At 25.5% G+C, this 15,802-nt stretch carries 15 protein-coding genes; 13 read left to right on the forward strand and 2 right to left on the reverse strand.

Annotated elements, in window-relative coordinates; all coding sequences use genetic code 11:
• Positions 1 to 313: 313 nt before the first annotated feature.
• Positions 314 to 1,174 (reverse strand): YitT family protein, encoded by an 861-nt coding sequence (locus tag CDIF1296T_RS09710; protein ID WP_003430304.1) that lies wholly within the window; start codon positions 1,172 to 1,174, stop codon positions 314 to 316.
• Positions 1,175 to 1,322: 148 nt separating this feature from the next.
• On the opposite strand from CDIF1296T_RS09710, the gene CDIF1296T_RS09715 reads away from it, so the two are divergent.
• From CDIF1296T_RS09715 to CDIF1296T_RS09740, 5 genes are all read left to right on the forward strand, one after another.
• Positions 1,323 to 2,213 (forward strand): MBL fold metallo-hydrolase, encoded by an 891-nt coding sequence (locus CDIF1296T_RS09715; protein ID WP_009896947.1) that lies wholly within the window; start codon positions 1,323 to 1,325, stop codon positions 2,211 to 2,213.
• Positions 2,214 to 2,430: 217 nt separating this feature from the next.
• Complete coding sequence (locus CDIF1296T_RS09720; RefSeq protein WP_022621670.1) at positions 2,431 to 4,185, forward strand: cell wall-binding protein Cwp23; 1,755 nt, start codon at positions 2,431 to 2,433, stop codon at positions 4,183 to 4,185.
• A 383-nt stretch (positions 4,186 to 4,568) separates the two neighbouring features.
• Positions 4,569 to 5,555, forward strand: a complete 987-nt coding sequence (locus CDIF1296T_RS09725) for a LacI family DNA-binding transcriptional regulator (protein ID WP_009896952.1) — start codon at positions 4,569 to 4,571, stop codon at positions 5,553 to 5,555.
• A gap of 335 nt (positions 5,556 to 5,890) precedes the next feature.
• Positions 5,891 to 7,372, forward strand: coding sequence for a glycoside hydrolase family 32 protein (locus tag CDIF1296T_RS09735; protein ID WP_009896953.1), 1,482 nt, complete (start codon positions 5,891 to 5,893; stop codon positions 7,370 to 7,372).
• A 25-nt stretch (positions 7,373 to 7,397) separates the two neighbouring features.
• A complete protein-coding gene (locus CDIF1296T_RS09740) occupies positions 7,398 to 8,369 on the forward strand; it encodes a carbohydrate kinase family protein (protein ID WP_003439483.1) in 972 nt (323 codons plus the stop codon).
• A gap of 255 nt (positions 8,370 to 8,624) precedes the next feature.
• Here CDIF1296T_RS09740 and CDIF1296T_RS09745 read toward each other — a convergent pair whose 3' ends face one another.
• The gene (locus tag CDIF1296T_RS09745) at positions 8,625 to 9,227 is read right to left on the reverse strand and encodes a flavodoxin family protein (RefSeq protein ID WP_009897014.1); all 603 of its coding nucleotides are present in this window, start codon (positions 9,225 to 9,227) and stop codon (positions 8,625 to 8,627) included.
• A gap of 280 nt (positions 9,228 to 9,507) precedes the next feature.
• On the opposite strand from CDIF1296T_RS09745, the gene CDIF1296T_RS09750 reads away from it, so the two are divergent.
• The 8 genes from CDIF1296T_RS09750 to CDIF1296T_RS09785 all read left to right on the forward strand — a co-directional run bounded on the left by CDIF1296T_RS09750 (position 9,508) and on the right by CDIF1296T_RS09785 (position 15,785).
• Positions 9,508 to 10,719 (forward strand): diaminopimelate decarboxylase family protein, encoded by a 1,212-nt coding sequence (locus CDIF1296T_RS09750; RefSeq protein ID WP_009897015.1) that lies wholly within the window; start codon positions 9,508 to 9,510, stop codon positions 10,717 to 10,719.
• 67 nt (positions 10,720 to 10,786) lie between these two features.
• Entirely contained in the window at positions 10,787 to 10,984 is a 198-nt protein-coding gene (locus CDIF1296T_RS20010) for a hypothetical protein (RefSeq protein WP_018112839.1), read from the forward strand.
• Between the two features lie 33 nt (positions 10,985 to 11,017).
• Positions 11,018 to 11,989: an MFS transporter gene (locus CDIF1296T_RS09760; protein ID WP_009889773.1), complete on the forward strand. Its 972-nt coding sequence runs from the start codon at positions 11,018 to 11,020 to the stop codon at positions 11,987 to 11,989.
• A gap of 186 nt (positions 11,990 to 12,175) precedes the next feature.
• A complete protein-coding gene (locus tag CDIF1296T_RS09765; RefSeq protein ID WP_003430316.1) occupies positions 12,176 to 12,553 on the forward strand; it encodes a BlaI/MecI/CopY family transcriptional regulator in 378 nt (125 codons plus the stop codon).
• A gap of 530 nt (positions 12,554 to 13,083) precedes the next feature.
• The gene (locus CDIF1296T_RS09770; RefSeq protein ID WP_009897016.1) at positions 13,084 to 13,743 is read left to right on the forward strand and encodes a hypothetical protein; all 660 of its coding nucleotides are present in this window, start codon (positions 13,084 to 13,086) and stop codon (positions 13,741 to 13,743) included.
• Positions 13,744 to 14,036: 293 nt separating this feature from the next.
• Positions 14,037 to 14,378: a LytTR family DNA-binding domain-containing protein gene (locus CDIF1296T_RS09775; protein ID WP_009889774.1), complete on the forward strand. Its 342-nt coding sequence runs from the start codon at positions 14,037 to 14,039 to the stop codon at positions 14,376 to 14,378.
• 150 nt (positions 14,379 to 14,528) lie between these two features.
• A complete protein-coding gene (locus CDIF1296T_RS09780; protein WP_009897017.1) occupies positions 14,529 to 14,942 on the forward strand; it encodes a DUF1653 domain-containing protein in 414 nt (137 codons plus the stop codon).
• Between the two features lie 201 nt (positions 14,943 to 15,143).
• On the forward strand, positions 15,144 to 15,785 hold the full coding sequence (locus CDIF1296T_RS09785; RefSeq protein ID WP_003439458.1) for a histidine phosphatase family protein: 642 nt from the start codon (positions 15,144 to 15,146) through the stop codon (positions 15,783 to 15,785).
• Positions 15,786 to 15,802 lie beyond the last annotated feature (17 nt).

Below are 15,802 nucleotides of genomic sequence, written 5' to 3' on the forward strand. Positions count from 1 at the left end.
CTACATGAATATTTTATAATTTAAACATATTGACATTATATGCTTTAAATTATTTTGTAGTTTTATAATATTTAAATTTGTATTTGATTGTTATAAAGTAAAGTAAGTAATAAAGTTAGACTCAATAATTCTAAAATTTCTAAGCATACTATCTAAATGAGAACGGATTTGGAAATACTTGTATAAAACAATAATTGATACATTTAATTTTTATCTTAAAAACAACAATTATAATATATAAATAGCAAGTATAATATAACATATAAAAAGTTGAATTTGTATATGTTAATTATACTTGCTATTTATTTGTTAGTTATTCTATTTTTTTAAATCCATTACCTAAAGCTTCATGTATATCTGTAATTATAATAAAAGCATTAGGGTCGACATTTTTTACTAATTTTTTCAATTCGACAACTTCTTTCTTTTCAACTACTACTAAAAGTACATTTTTATTTTCTCCAGTATATGCACCTTCTCCTTTTAGAATAGTTGCACCTCTATCTAAATCTTCCATTATTTTTTTACTTATATCTTTTGAAAGGTCAGATATAATAGTGAATGATTTGGAATAATTAAATCCTTCAATAAGCAAGTCACTAACTTTTACTAAAATGTATAAAGCCACAGTTGAATAAAGTGCAATTTCAACCTGTCTATTTACTATACCTGATAAAACAACTACAACGCAGTCTACAATACCCATTAAAACAGGTATACTAAATGTAGGAAAATATTTATTTAGTAGGAGTGCCATTAAATCAGTTCCACCTGTAGAGCCATTTATTCTAAAAATAAGTCCTTGACCAACTCCCATTAAAATAGAACCAGATATAATTGCAAGATACATATCATTTGTTATATCTAATGTAGCCATATTTGCAGTAAGCTTAAGTGCTATGGTAAGAAAAATTATTCCTAAAACCGTTTTAAAACAATCTTTTTTTGAAAGTATTTTGTAAGCAAATATGAATAATGGAACATTTAAAAGTAAATTGACAATCCAAAGTTCTACACCGAATAATGAATTTAAAACAACTCCAAGTCCTGTTATACCACCAGCAGCGATTGCATGTGGATTAAAAAATAAGTTAAGAGAAATGGCCATTAATATACAGCCTACAATTAATATTAAAATTTCTGAAAAAGTTATTCTATCTTTTTTCAATAACATCACTCCTTATATATAGATTATAATATATATTATATAGTTTTTCCAATTTTTAATAAAAGAAATAAAAATATATTATAAAAACAATTTGATTGGAATTTTCAGAAAATTAATGCTATAATTAAAAGTAAATTTAAAGGGAGGTTATAAAATGGCTAAATTAACTCTAGAACATATAAAAGGAAATACATATTATATTCCACTCCCTACAATAGTAGGTGTATACGTAGATGGTAAAGATGCAATTTTAATTGACAGTGGAAATAATAAGGATACAGCTAGACAAGTTTTAAGATTATTAGAAGAACATAATTTAATTCCTAAATTAATAATAAACACTCATTCAAATGCAGACCATATAGGAGGAAATGCATATTTGAAGAATCAAACAAAATGCAAGATTGCTACGACTAAAATTGAAGGATATTTTACAGAAAATCCAATATTAGAATCAGCATTTTTATATGGTGGCTATCCAAGTAAAGCACTGAAGAATAAATTTTTATTAGCAAAGGAAAGTGAAGTTGATTATATTATACCTCCAAATGGCAAAATTGTAGATACAGAACTTGAAGCGATTTCTCTTCCAGGTCATTATTTTGAAATGATTGGTGTTAGAACTCCAGATAATGTTTTGTTTGTTGCAGATAGTCTTACACCAGAGAATATAATTACTAAATATCATTTTTTCTTCCTACTGGATATAGATTCACAGTTTAAGACACTAGAAAAATTGAGAATGTTAGAGGCTGATTTCTTTGTTCCAAGTCACTCTGTCAAAACTACAGATATAAAAAGTTTGATTAATATTAATAAGAAGAAGATGGAAGAAATAATAGATAATATTAAAAAGGTTTGTTATGAGCCAGTTATGATTGATGAAGTTATTGAAAAAATGTGTGATTTGTACAATGTCAAGCTTGATGCTAATCAATATGTGTTGGTTGGAAGTACAATACGTTCTTATATAACTTATTTATATGAGAATAATATGGTTGAATATATATTTGATGGTGGTAAGATGATGATAAAAGCTGTGTAAATAGTAATAATTTTCAAATTATATGATGAAATTGTTTTAGTATGACTGTTATTTGAAAAGTAATATAAAAAAATTTATATAAATAAGCTAAGATGATTGATATAAAGTTACTGATAATTTTAAGGTAATATATACGTTACTATAATATTATGTTATTATTTGTAAATAAGGGGATAATTTATAAGCAAATTAAAGACCTTAATTTACAGGAGGAATAGTGTATATTATGAATAAAAAATTCAAAAAATTCAGTAAAAAACTAAGTATATTAATTTTAGTTTTGACTATGTTTCTTTTTAATAATTTAACTGCAAATGCACAGATTAAAGAAGATTCAATAATAGGAATTGATAGATATGAAACAGCAGGACTTATAGCAGATAGACAAACTTATGATACTGTAATATTAGTTAATGGAGATAAAAATTTATCTGATGGGCTTTCATCAAGTGGATTAGCTGGAGCTATTAACGCACCAATACTTTTGACTAAAAAAAGTGAAATACCAAAAGCTACTTTAAATAGACTAGATAATAAGAGTTTAAATGTTGTAAAAAAAGTATATATAATTGGTGGTTATAATACTATTGAAAATTCAGTAGAAAAAGATATAAAAAGAAAAGGTATTCAAGTGGAAAGAATAAATGGTAACAATAGAATTGAAACTAGTTATAATGTAGCTAAAAAAATAAATGAAGTAAGTAGTGTAAAAGAGGTAATGCTTACAAATGGATTTGTAGGAGAGGCTGATGCTATGAGTATAGCACCTGTAGTTGCAAAAAATAAAGGAGCTATAATACTTACAGATGGGAAATCAGTTCCATTTAAGACTGAAGGTTTAAATGTTTACGCTATAGGTGGCAAATCTGCGATAAATGAGGATTTAGTAAATGAAACTAAAGCAATTAGAATCGGAGGAAATGATAGATTTGAGACCAATAAAAAGGTAATGGAAAAGTTTTATAATGGAGCTACAGATTTTTATATAACAAATGGATATCAATTAGTAGATGCACTAACATTATCTCCTTTAGCCAAAGAAAAACCAATCGTTTTAGTTGCTGATGGAAGTAATAAAGGTATTTTAAAAGGAGCTAAAAGTATAACAAAAGTTGGAGGTATTGATGCCAATATATATAAACAGTGTTTAGATATGATTAAATATAATAATATGGATATGACTCCAAATATTTTAAAACACTTAACTTCAGTTGAAGGAAATGAAGTTTCTGAAATACTTATAGAATCAGATAATTTAGGTGTGGTTGTTGAAAAGACGAATACCAATAAATTTGAGTTTGATTACGTAAGTGTAACTAATGAAAAAAATTGTACTTTTTCTGTATATAAAGAAAATTCTTCTAATAATATAAAAAATGGAAAGCTAGTTGTAAGTGCTAAGAAAAAAATAGATAAGAAAGATAGTGATTTGCAAGATATGAATGGCGACAATATGATAAATGCAAATAAAGATAGGATGGTAAATGTGATAAAAATTGGAGTTCCCGATAAAATGTATTCTAATTTTAAAGTAGATGTTGAAAGTGGTTCAGTAGAACTTTATAATATTAAAGGAGGAGCTACTGTTGATGTCAATGACGGGATTGCTAACATTGTTGATAACAATGTAACAAATCCTTTCAATATAAATACTAATAGTGGGATTTCAGGTGTAACAGCTGAAACTATATCATCTGAAATAAAATTTAGAGCAAACAATGGAATTGTAAATGTAACAGCTACGAATATAAATGGCAATATAAGTTTATTTGGAAGCGATAATAAAGGTACCTTTGATGGAATATTTAAATTAAATCTGAAAAAAGAACCATCAAATTTACACTTGAAGTTAATTGGAAATGGGATAAATAAATTGCCAGAAGGTTGGTCTAAAAATTATATTTTAGGAAATGGACAACCAATTATTGAAGTTAAAAATAATGGCATAAATAATATATCAATTGGAGAATAAAAACATATGAAAATAAAGTTTATATAGTTTTAAAAATTATAGAATTTTAAAATATTTATATATATTCTTTAAATAAAAAATTATTTTTTAAGTGATAATTAAGTATTTATCAATAAGGCTATGGTTGTAAAAATCATAGCCTTATTTTTATATTATAAATAAATTAGAGTATTTATCAATTCATAGTAGATAAAATTGAAATTAAATATAACAACAAAAAATGAAAATTACAATTAATTTAATGTTAAAGACTCAATTATTTGGATGTGGAATGGATAGTACAAGTAGTATATAAAAAGTATTGACTGGACAAATAACTATATTTTATTTTAAATATATAATATAATGTAATAAAATATATCAAATGTAGAAGGTGATAACCTATGAAAAAAATAACAATAAATGATATTGCTAACTTGGCAGGAGTATCTAAAAGTACTGTATCAAGATATCTAAACAATAAAGATATCAGTGATTCTACTAAAGAGAAAATAAAGACAATAATAGATGAATATGGATATGAGCCGAATGCATTTGCTCAAAGTTTGAGAGCTAAAAAAACATACTTTATTGGTATTATAACACCGTGTTTAGATTCTTTTGTAAAATCTAAAATTATGATGGCAATAGATGAAGAACTCAAAGAATTAAAATATACATCACTAATTATTAATACTAATAGAAAAATAAGGTCAGAAATAGATAGTATATCAAAGTTAGCTAGTCTAAAAGTTGATGGAATAATACTAATTGGTACCGAAATAACTAAAGAACATAAGAATGAAATTGAAAAGTTAGATATACCGATAGTTGTAGTTGGACAAAAAGTTGATGGTATCAATAGCATAGTGAATGATGATTATGGAGCAGGATATAAAATGGGTCAATATATTGCTAATAAAGGTTACAAAAACATTGTATATTTAGGTGTTGATGAAAGTGATATATCAGTTGGTTTAAATAGAAAAAATGGAGTACTTAATGGGTTAAAAGATAAAGGGTATGATGCAAAAGTATTTTATACTGACTTTGACCAAGAAACGTCTATACAAAGAAGTGGAGAAATGCTAGAAAGTGAAAATCCAGATATAATAATATGTGCAACTGATAATATAGCAATAGCAACAATGAAAGAAATCAATAAGAGAGGTAAAAGTATACCACAAGATATATCTGTAGCTGGATTTGGGGGATATGATGTATTGTCTATTATAAGCCCTAAACTTACAACAATAAAGTTTGAAAATAAAAATGCAGGTAAAGTAGCAGCAAATACGATAGTAAACTTAATACAAGAAAGAAAAGAACCACTATTAAAGGAGATTAAATTTGAATTAATAGAAGGTGAAAGTACAATAAATAAAAATTAAGATACACATTACATATATTAGTAATGTGTATTTTTTTACTAAAAAAACTATAATTCTAAAAATTAGGAAAACTTTTTTGAAAGAAATATTGCATCTGAAATAAATTTATGCTAATCTTTAATTAAACCGGTTTCGAAACCGGTTTAATTAAACCGATAGAATAGCAAAATGAGTGCAAAAATAACTGATTGTAACAAAGTATCAAAGTAATTATTGGAGTACATAGGAATAAACAAAATATAAAAGATGTAGCACATTGTGTAATAAGACTAAGAATTGTTTTAGATAGCAATAATAAAGCAAATATAAAATTATAAAAGAAAAGGAATAAAAATATGTACAAAGAGCCTAAATATAGAACCATATTAGAATCGACAAAAGAAGAATTAAATAAATTAAGAAATATATCTTTAAATGATAAATATAAACCACTATTTCATATACATCCACAACATGGACTACTTAATGACCCAAATGGATTAGCATATTATAATGGTAAGTATCATGTATTTTATCAATGGTATCCATATGATGCAACTCATGGAATGAAGCATTGGGCTTATGTAAGTTCTGATGATTTTGTAAACTGGAATAGAGAAGATGTAGCATTAATACCAATCGAAAGTTATGAATCTCATGGAGCATATTCAGGTAATGCGATAGAGGTAGATGGAAAATTGCATATGTATTATACAGGGAATATAAAATATAGTGCAGAAGATAGATATGCATATCAAAACTTAGCTATAATGAACAAGGATGGTAAAATAACTAAATATGAAAATAATCCAATAGTAAGTGAAATACCAAAAGGATATACAGGACATGTAAGAGACCCAAAAGTATTTAAAAGAAAGGATAAATACTTTATGTTACTTGGAGCACAAACAAGTGATAAAAAAGGAGTTATAATAGTATATGAATCTAAAAACTCTATAGATTGGAATTTTAAAGGAGAATTAAATGTAAAAAACATAGATGAAGATTTTGGTTACATGTGGGAATGTCCAGATTATATTAATATAGATGAAAAAGATATATTAATATTTTCACCACAAGGAGTAGAACCTAAAGGATTTGATTATCAAAATATATATAATGTAGTATATGCTATTGGTAATATGGATTTAGATAATTTAACATTTGAAATAGATACAATGAAAGAACTGGAAAAAGGATTTGATTTCTATGCTCCACAAACATTTATAAAGGACTCACAAATAATACTATTTGCATGGGCTGGAATGGGAGAAGTTTTATACCCTACAGATAAAAACAAATGGGCACATTGTCTAACTGTTCCAAGAAAATTAAATATAAAAAATAATAAGCTATTGCAAATGCCTGTAGATGAATTAATTAAATTAAGATATGATGAAACAAGTGGGCAAAATACTATAAAGAATAATATCAATATTATAGAAAATAATGAAAATTTATATGAGCTTAATATTAATATAAAAAATATTGACAGCAATAAATTTGGGCTGGAATTATTTTCATCACAAGATGAAGGTGTAAAATTAGAATTTAACAAATTAGGAAACATTGTAACTTTAGACAGAAGCAACTTTAAAAAAGTTTTCGGTGTTGAATATGGAACAAATAGAAAAGAATATATAAATATTGATGAAAATACTAATATCAAAGTACTAGCGGATAGAAGTATTTTAGAAATTTTTATAAATGATGGAGAAGTAGTATTTACTAGTAGAATATTTGCTAAAGAAAATTCTAATCAAATAAGGGTTTATAGTGATAAAATAGTAGAGTATGAGTATACTAAATTTAAATTAAAGCAAGGTATTGAATTATAAAAACACATTATAAGGGGTAGAAAAGATGAAAAAAGTAATTAGCATAGGAGAAGCTTTAATAGACTTTATACCGAATCAAAATGGTGGTAAATTAAAAAATGTATCAGAATTTAGAAGAGTAGCAGGAGGAGCTCCAGCAAATGTTAGTGCTGTTGTAGCAAAGCTTGGAGGAAAATCGAGTTTTATATCTAAGTTAGGAAAAGATGCATTTGGTGATTATATAATAGATGTATTAAATGAAGTAAATGTAAATACTGATTATGTATTGAGAACAAGTAAAGCAAATACAGGACTTGCTTTTGTATCATTAAAAGAAGATGGTAATCGTGATTTCTCATTTTATAGAAATCCAAGTGCAGATATGCTTTTAGAAGCTGATGAAGTTAAAAAAGAGTGGTTTAATAATTGTCATATCCTACATTTTTGTTCAGTAGATTTAATAGATAGTCCAATGAAATTAGCACATAAAAAAGCAATAGAATACGCACTTGAAAGTAATAGTATAATAAGCTTTGACCCTAATATAAGATTACCTTTATGGGATAGTGAGCAATCTTGTAAAAAGGCAATATCAGAATTTTTACCTTTTGCTCATATTGTTAAGATATCTGATGAAGAATTAGAATTTATAACAGGAGAAAATGATATAGAAAAATCATTACATAAACTCTTTGTGGGGAATGTTGAACTAGTATTATATACAAAAGGAAAAGATGGAGTAGATGCATACACTAAAAAAGTAAAAGGTATGTGTAAAGGGGTTAAAGTAAATGCAATAGATACAACCGGAGCAGGAGATTCTTATATAGGTTCATTTTTATACACCTTATTGTATAAACAAATAACATTGAATGATATAAAAGAAATGAAACAAGAAACGTTAAATGAGTATTTAGAATTTTCTAATTATTATGCAGCTCGTAGTACAACTATTAAAGGTGCGATAAGTTCATATGCAACAAAGGAAGAAATAACTGAATTTATAAAAAATTTATAGTAGGAATGAGTAATAGGTTTTGAAGGAAGTAACATGTAAAGAGTTTTTAAGGATGTTTACTATGAAAATAATTAACATATAAAAAGCAATAAAGAGGCTGTCTCAAAATAGAGATAAGCCTCTTTATCATTGTTGAAATGATAAAAAATATTTTAATTATTGTTACTTTTTAGAAGAATATATATCTTATTTTAAATAAGCAAATTATGTAAGATTTATTTATATTATCAATACTTTACTTGGAGTATTATGTCTTTAGCAGTTATCTACTTCAATTGAATTATCTAAAATATAATAAATTTGTTTTGCAAATTGACGAGAATCTTCTTCTTTTTCTTTATTCATAAAATTAGGTTTACCTAAATCACGTTCAACAAGCATTCCTATATATTTTAACTGTGAATGCTTACAGTAGCGCTTCATACCATTTTCCCAAATATCAGCACCCTTTTCAGGTCTATATCCACATGTTGTAATAAGTGCTACTGGTTTTCCTGCCCATAGAGCGGGGCCTTTCTCATTACCATAGTATTTATTCATTCCATACACCAATCTGTCAAGTAGTGCTTTCATTGGAGAAGTGCAGTACCAAGAATAAATTGGAGTAGCAAAAACAATTAAATCACACATAAGAATTTTCTTGAAAATTTTCTGAACATCATCTTTACAATAACATCCAAAATCAAATAAGTTATCCTGACACTTTTTACAAGCAATACATGGCTCTATTTTACAATCATATAACCATATTACTTCAATATTTGAATTATAATTTTCTAATTCCTCAATAAAAGGTTTTAAAATAGCAGCAGTATTACCTTTTTTCTTAGGACTTCCCATAAGAATGCATACTTCCATATTGATACCTCCACAGTATTTTAAAATAGTTTTTAGTGCTTAATATAGTTTTAGGATACTATGAGAATACGTTAACAACAATACACTTTGTATATTTGTAATAAAATTGAAACAAATTGTTTTATCAATAAAAGTTGGAATGTATCTATAATTAAAAATATTTTAGGTATGTTTTTACATATATGTGTGTAGTTAACTATGGTAATTTATTGTAAAATTATCTTATAGGATTATAATTGCTTAATTTATGATTATATTTAAAATCTTGGAGGTAAAAAATATGTACTCAAATGAAGACTATAAATTTATAGAAGAAAATGCACCATGTTATATATATGATGAGACTAATATAATTGAAAAATGTAAGGAATTGAAAAATAATATTTTAGGTTTTGATTTTTTATATTCTATAAAAACAAATCCATATAACAAAATTGTAAAAAGCATTGCAGAGCAAGGTTTTGGAGCAGATGCTTCTTCAACTAATGAAGTTATGATTTCATCAAAATGTGGAGTTTCTAAAGATGATATTTATTATTCATCACCAGGCAAAACAGAGATTGATATAGAAACTGTTTTAGATAAATGCATAATTATTGCAGATAGTATTACAGAAATAGAACTTATAAATAAGATATCTAAAAAGCATAATCAGAAAGTTAAAATAGGAATAAGAATAAATCCTGATTTTACTATGGATGATGATAGTGCTAAATCAAGCAAATTTGGTATAGATATAGAAGATATGAGCAGTGTTTTTAAGATGTTAAGTATGTGTGATTATGTATCTGTAGTTGGTATTCATATACATATTAAATCTCAGGTATTGGATTTTGAAAAGTTAGGACATTATTATGAAAAATGTTTTTTTATAGCTTTAAATTTAAATAAAAGTAAGTATATTAATATTGAATTTATAAATTTTGGTAGTGGACTTGGAGTAGCTTATGATAATCTTAGAGAAAATCCACTTAATCTTAAAGAGCTTTCAAAATTAACTCAAAAGATTGCTTTTACTAATTCAAACACACTAAAATCAAGACTTCTTATTGAATCAGGACGTTTCATAGTTTGTAAATCAGGTAATTATTATGTTAAAATTGTAGATATTAAAGTATCAAGAGGGAAAAAATATCTTATTGTAAAAAATGGACTTAATGGATTTATGAGACCTATTATTTCTAATTTAATTGAAAATATTACTTGTGGAGTAGAATTAGAAGGTCAAGAGCCATTATATACATCAAATCATGCCTTTTCTCTTTCAGTATTAAATAATTTAAAAGAAGAAGAGTATGTAAATGTTGTTGGGAATCTCTGTACATCATTAGATGTAATTGCAAATAATATTAAATTGAAAAAAGCAAACATAGGAGATTTGATTTCAATTAGTAATGCTGGAAGTTACTCCTATTCTTTATCACCACTATTATTTTCGAGTTATGAATTTCCTAAACAATATTATAAAAGAAAAGATGGATATATTGAGTAAACAATAGCATAAATTAATAAACTTAGTATTATTGAAAAAATTTAAAATGCAGGGGGTGTAATTCTATATGGAATTGTGGAAAAGAAATTTATTTGTATGTTGGATAGGTATGTTTTTTAGTTCTATAGGGATGAGCCAAATAGCACCTATACTTCCATTATATATTAAACAGTTGGGGGTAACTGATGTTAGTTTAATACAACAGTATTCAGGTATAATTTTTGGATGTACCTTTGTAGTAGCAGCAATCTTTTCGCCAATTTGAGGGAAAGCTGCTGATAAATATGGAAGAAAATCAATGCTTTTACGTGCAAGTATTGGGATGGGAATAGTTATATTTACCATGGCGTTTGTTCAAAATGTCTATCAGTTATTAGGATTAAGAATACTTCAAGGAGTTTTTACGGGTTATGCTACTGCATGTACTACTCTTATTGCAACACAGACAGATAAAAATCATTCAGGATGGGCTTTGGGTACTCTTGCAACTGCATCAACTACTGGCTCATTAATTGGTCCAACAGTAGGAGGATATATAGAATCAATCTTAGGTCTTAAAAGTACATTTATTATAACAGGAGGATTGTTGTTTGTATCATTTATCATCTCTATTTTATTTGTAGTAGATAATTTTAAACCTAAAGAAATAAAAGAATCAATTTCTATACCTAAAGAACAATTAAATATATTGCCAAATAAATTTTTAATTGCATCTATTTTTGTAACCACATTCATTACTCAACTAGCTTTATACTCTATAGAACCAATTGTAACCATATATATATCACAACTTACAAATTTTGCATCAAATGTAGCTTTAATAGCTGGATTGACATTTTCTGCATCAGGATTAGCAAATTTATTAGCAGCTCAAAAACTTGGAAAAATGTCAGATAAAATAGGCCCTCAAAAAGTATTGTTAATTTCACTTTTATGGGCTGGGATTATATTTATACCACAAGCTTTTGTAAAAACTGCATGGCAACTGATGTTGTTGAGATTTTTATTAGGGTTGTCAGTTGCAGGGCTTAATCCTTCTGTTAACAGCTTGCTTAAAAAAATTGCACCAGAAGAATATGTGGGAAAAATATTTGGATATAATGCATCTGCCCAGTATATAGGCTGTTCATCAGGAGCATTTTTAGGGGGACAAATATCAGCACATTTAGGTATTAGAACAGTATTTTTTTCAACAAGTTTATTGTTGTTTATGAATGCACTTTGGATGTATAAATTTACTGGATTGTTTATTAAAGATAAGACTAAATAATCATACTATTTACATTTCTAATTTTATGATGTAAAATAAATATTTTTTATGTAATTTATCATAAAATTATATAAAAAATAACCCTATGGTAAAAATTGGAAAATATTATTATCGACAAAATCTTTGACTTAAAAACTATATTGCGATAGTATTAATTTAATAAAAGTTTGAGAGGGGCGTAAGGTTATGACAATTTCAAAAATACCACAAGCAGAATTAAAAGTTATGAAGTTTATTTGGGAAAAAAATGATACAGTAACATCAAAAGAAACTATTGAAGCTATGGAACGAAAATATGGTTGGAAACAAACAACTACATTGACACTTTTATCAAGACTTGTTAAAAAACATTTTTTAAGTGCAGAAAAAATAGATAGATACACTCATTATACAATAGTTGTTGGACATAAGGAGTATTTAAGTGTTGAGACAAAAGATTTTTTAAGCAATATACACGACAATTCTTTACAGAGTTTAATTTCAGCACTACATGATGATGAAGTTGTTGATAAAGATATGTTGGATTTATTTGAAAGTCATTTTAAAAATTTAGAAGAAGAGTAATTATATCAGGATAGAACTCTAAGAATTTAATTAATCTATGGCTGAAAACCATAAATGGTATTATTTAATCAGCTACTCACTATTCATAAAGTAATATTAAATAGGTTCTCTAATTAGTAAAATGCCTAAAATAATTGGAATAGGGAGTATCAAGTTAAATGATACCACTTATTTAAATAAGAAATGATTTTTAAAATTTAAAATAATTTTATAACTTGTCAATATTCATTAATCTAAAGTATTATTTCTATTTAACCATATCAAAATATATTTTACTATTTTTAATTATTACAATATAAACCTGTCTTTTGTTATTATAGGTAAACTAAAAGTAAGAAATGATTTTTATATTTTTAAACTTTATTATTGGTAACTTATCTGTAAATATTTTAAAATGTACTATAGAAAGTTGTTAAAAATATTAAATAATTATATTAAATTTAAGTGTGTTTTTTATGCTATAATTAGTATGTATTTTTTATGATATATTTTATAAAAAATATAATTTAATCATTTTTGAGGATATTATTATGTTAGATGCATTTATAACAATTGTTTCTTCTATTATAGAAATATGGTCATGTAAAAAAGTTTTTGATTATACTAGTCAGTCAAAGACCGACTTAAAAAAACTAAATATGTATTTTCTCTTTTCTGTTTTTCTCATTATTTCTTCTTTATATATAAATATAGGAGCTAATAGTAGAATATTGATATGTATATTTGTAATGTTCGTTTTCTATAAGTCTAACTATAAGGTTAATATATATAAATGTCTGGTAATCTCATTTTTTTATTGGTTAATATTAATAGGTATAAATGGATTAAGTATGTTATTAGTAGCAACAGTAAGCAATTTGGATAATATGAATGTTTTACTTAGTGGCAGTTTATATAGATATGAAGCAATATTCTTGGGAAAGCTAATGTTAGGTATATTACTTTATGTTTATAAGGCTTCTTTTAAAAATTTTAAAATAAGTAAAAAAGAGATATACATATGTATTCCTATGATAGCAAATTTATTGTCATTTTTTGTACTTTATGATTATATTATTAATCTTGTAAAAATCTCTCCTGAAAGAAGAACTGCTTTTTTAGTAATAGTTTTACTATTAATATTATCTAACATTTCAATCTTTGTATTAATACATATAATACTTAAGATTAAAATTAGGAAAATAAGATAAATTTTAATACGATTCATTTAAATTAAAAGTTAATAATTACTTTTTTATGTATAATTTTACATGAATTTCTATAAAAGTTATTTTATTAAAGATAGATATACTTATATATACGGATATGATTAAAAAAAGTCTTTTTAACTTTAAAAATTAATGTTAAAAAATAAACTTATACATTAATATTAATAATAATTATTTAAATATCTTAAGTAAATCAGTCTTACATATATTTCCGATAGATTATATTGATAAAAAACACTAAAATTAAATTAATAAAAGTACTTGGAGGGATGGAAATGAAAGAGGAAAATTTTATTAATGTTGAATACGAGGATAAACGTTTTTCAATTAATAGTAAAGAAGTTTTGTACATAGAAAAGCAAGAGTATGAAGTAAAGATTTATACTGAAAGTGGTAATTATGAAGTTGGAGAAAATGCTCCTTGTATAAGAAAACTATTGAAAGAAGAAAATTTTTTCAAATGCAGTAATAGTTATATTGTAAATCTAGACAAGTGTGAATTTTATCTCAGCAATAATTGTATTTTTGTGAATAATAATTTTATAAGAATTTTAGGTTCAGAAAGAAAAAAGAAATTAAAAAAGAAATTAGAAAAATTATATGATTATGAAGATTAATATTGGGAGGCTGTATTTTATACAGCCTCTTTATTTATTGATTGTATTATTAATAAATTTTAAATTATGATAAAATATAAAACAAGTAACTTATTTCAGAATAAAATACTTTTTAAAAGAAAGGGACGAGATATGGGAGATTATAATAAAATGATTGAATTAAAGAATAACTTAGGTATCAGTGAAAGAAAGTTAAAATATCCTTGTATCTATAAACATTTTAAAGGAAAATATTATGCTACAATGGGTCTTAGCAAGGCTATTGATGATATAGAAAACATATGTGAAATATATGGTAAAGAAAATTTAATCCAAAACAGAAATAAATATAAATTAGTTATTAGACATACTGAAAGAGAAGAAGATATCTATGTTTATAGGGATTTAGATGGAAACTTTTATCATAAAAAAGAAGAAGATACTAATGATTTAGTTTTATACAAGACCTTATATGATGATACAGGAATATTTGCAAGACCTTTGGATATGTTTTTAGAAAAAGTAGATACAGATAAGTATGTCAATTCAATTCAAGAATACAGATTTGAAGAAGTATATAAATAATATGAGAGAAATATGCTTATAAATTTAGAAAAATTCTTTAACAGTACAATAATTTGCAGAAATACAAATGAGATTTATTGTAAATAATATGTTAGATTAGATTATAAAATAGAAACAAAGTAAAGTATTATATGATATAATTAAGTTTTGAGAAGTGATAATTTATATTTAATAAAAAATAGGCATATATTAGGAGGACATATGGGAAATACTTTTTATATAGTAAGACATGGACAAACGGATTGGAATATATTGGGAAAAACACAAGGTCATGGTAATTCTGACCTTACGCCTCAAGGTATAGAACAGGCAAAAGAACTTTCTGAAGATATTGGCAAGTATTCAATTGATTATATTTTTAGTAGCGACCTTGGGAGAGCAATGCAAACAGCTCAAATTTTAGGAGATAAGCTCAATATTGAAGTTCAAAAAACTGAGGCACTTAGAGAAATGGGATTCGGAGTTTGGGAAGGCCTTTTAATAAAAGAAATTCAAAAAGATTATTCAGATATATATGCAACATGGAGAAATGAACCACACTTAGTAAATATACCAGAAGGCGAAACTCTTAAGATTATAAAGGAAAGAGTAGATGCTTTTATAAAGGAACTAAATGAAAAATATGATAATAAAAATATAATTCTTGTTACACATTCAATTACATTGAGGGTTATGTTGTTGTCATTTTTAGAATCAGGTATGGAAAATATATATAGAATTAAGCAAGATAATACTGCTTTAAATATAGTAGAATTTAAAGATTATGGACCTGTTATAGTAAAAATGAATGATACAAGTCATATAAAAAATCATGTAAAGATAAATAATTCTGCACTGGAGTAGGAATCAATTATAAGGAG

The sequence above is a fragment of the Clostridioides difficile ATCC 9689 = DSM 1296 genome (assembly GCF_001077535.1).
Lineage (GTDB): Bacteria > Bacillota > Clostridia > Peptostreptococcales > Peptostreptococcaceae > Clostridioides > Clostridioides difficile.

Bases quoted from the DNA above. Each gene is read 5' to 3' on its own strand.
- CDIF1296T_RS09710 (WP_003430304.1), bottom strand. From the start codon at position 1,174: ATGTTATTGAAAAAAGATAGAATAACTTTTTCAGAAATTTTAATATTA.
- CDIF1296T_RS09715 (WP_009896947.1), top strand. From the start codon at position 1,323: ATGGCTAAATTAACTCTAGAACATATAAAAGGAAATACATATTATATT.
- CDIF1296T_RS09725 (WP_009896952.1), top strand. From the start codon at position 4,569: ATGAAAAAAATAACAATAAATGATATTGCTAACTTGGCAGGAGTATCT.
- CDIF1296T_RS09735 (WP_009896953.1), top strand. From the start codon at position 5,891: ATGTACAAAGAGCCTAAATATAGAACCATATTAGAATCGACAAAAGAA.
- CDIF1296T_RS09740 (WP_003439483.1), top strand. From the start codon at position 7,398: ATGAAAAAAGTAATTAGCATAGGAGAAGCTTTAATAGACTTTATACCG.
- CDIF1296T_RS09745 (WP_009897014.1), bottom strand. From the start codon at position 9,227: ATGGAAGTATGCATTCTTATGGGAAGTCCTAAGAAAAAAGGTAATACT.
- CDIF1296T_RS09750 (WP_009897015.1), top strand. From the start codon at position 9,508: ATGTACTCAAATGAAGACTATAAATTTATAGAAGAAAATGCACCATGT.
- CDIF1296T_RS20010 (WP_018112839.1), top strand. From the start codon at position 10,787: ATGGAATTGTGGAAAAGAAATTTATTTGTATGTTGGATAGGTATGTTT.
- CDIF1296T_RS09760 (WP_009889773.1), top strand. From the start codon at position 11,018: ATGCTTTTACGTGCAAGTATTGGGATGGGAATAGTTATATTTACCATG.
- CDIF1296T_RS09765 (WP_003430316.1), top strand. From the start codon at position 12,176: ATGACAATTTCAAAAATACCACAAGCAGAATTAAAAGTTATGAAGTTT.
- CDIF1296T_RS09770 (WP_009897016.1), top strand. From the start codon at position 13,084: ATGTTAGATGCATTTATAACAATTGTTTCTTCTATTATAGAAATATGG.
- CDIF1296T_RS09775 (WP_009889774.1), top strand. From the start codon at position 14,037: ATGAAAGAGGAAAATTTTATTAATGTTGAATACGAGGATAAACGTTTT.
- CDIF1296T_RS09780 (WP_009897017.1), top strand. From the start codon at position 14,529: ATGATTGAATTAAAGAATAACTTAGGTATCAGTGAAAGAAAGTTAAAA.
- CDIF1296T_RS09785 (WP_003439458.1), top strand. From the start codon at position 15,144: ATGGGAAATACTTTTTATATAGTAAGACATGGACAAACGGATTGGAAT.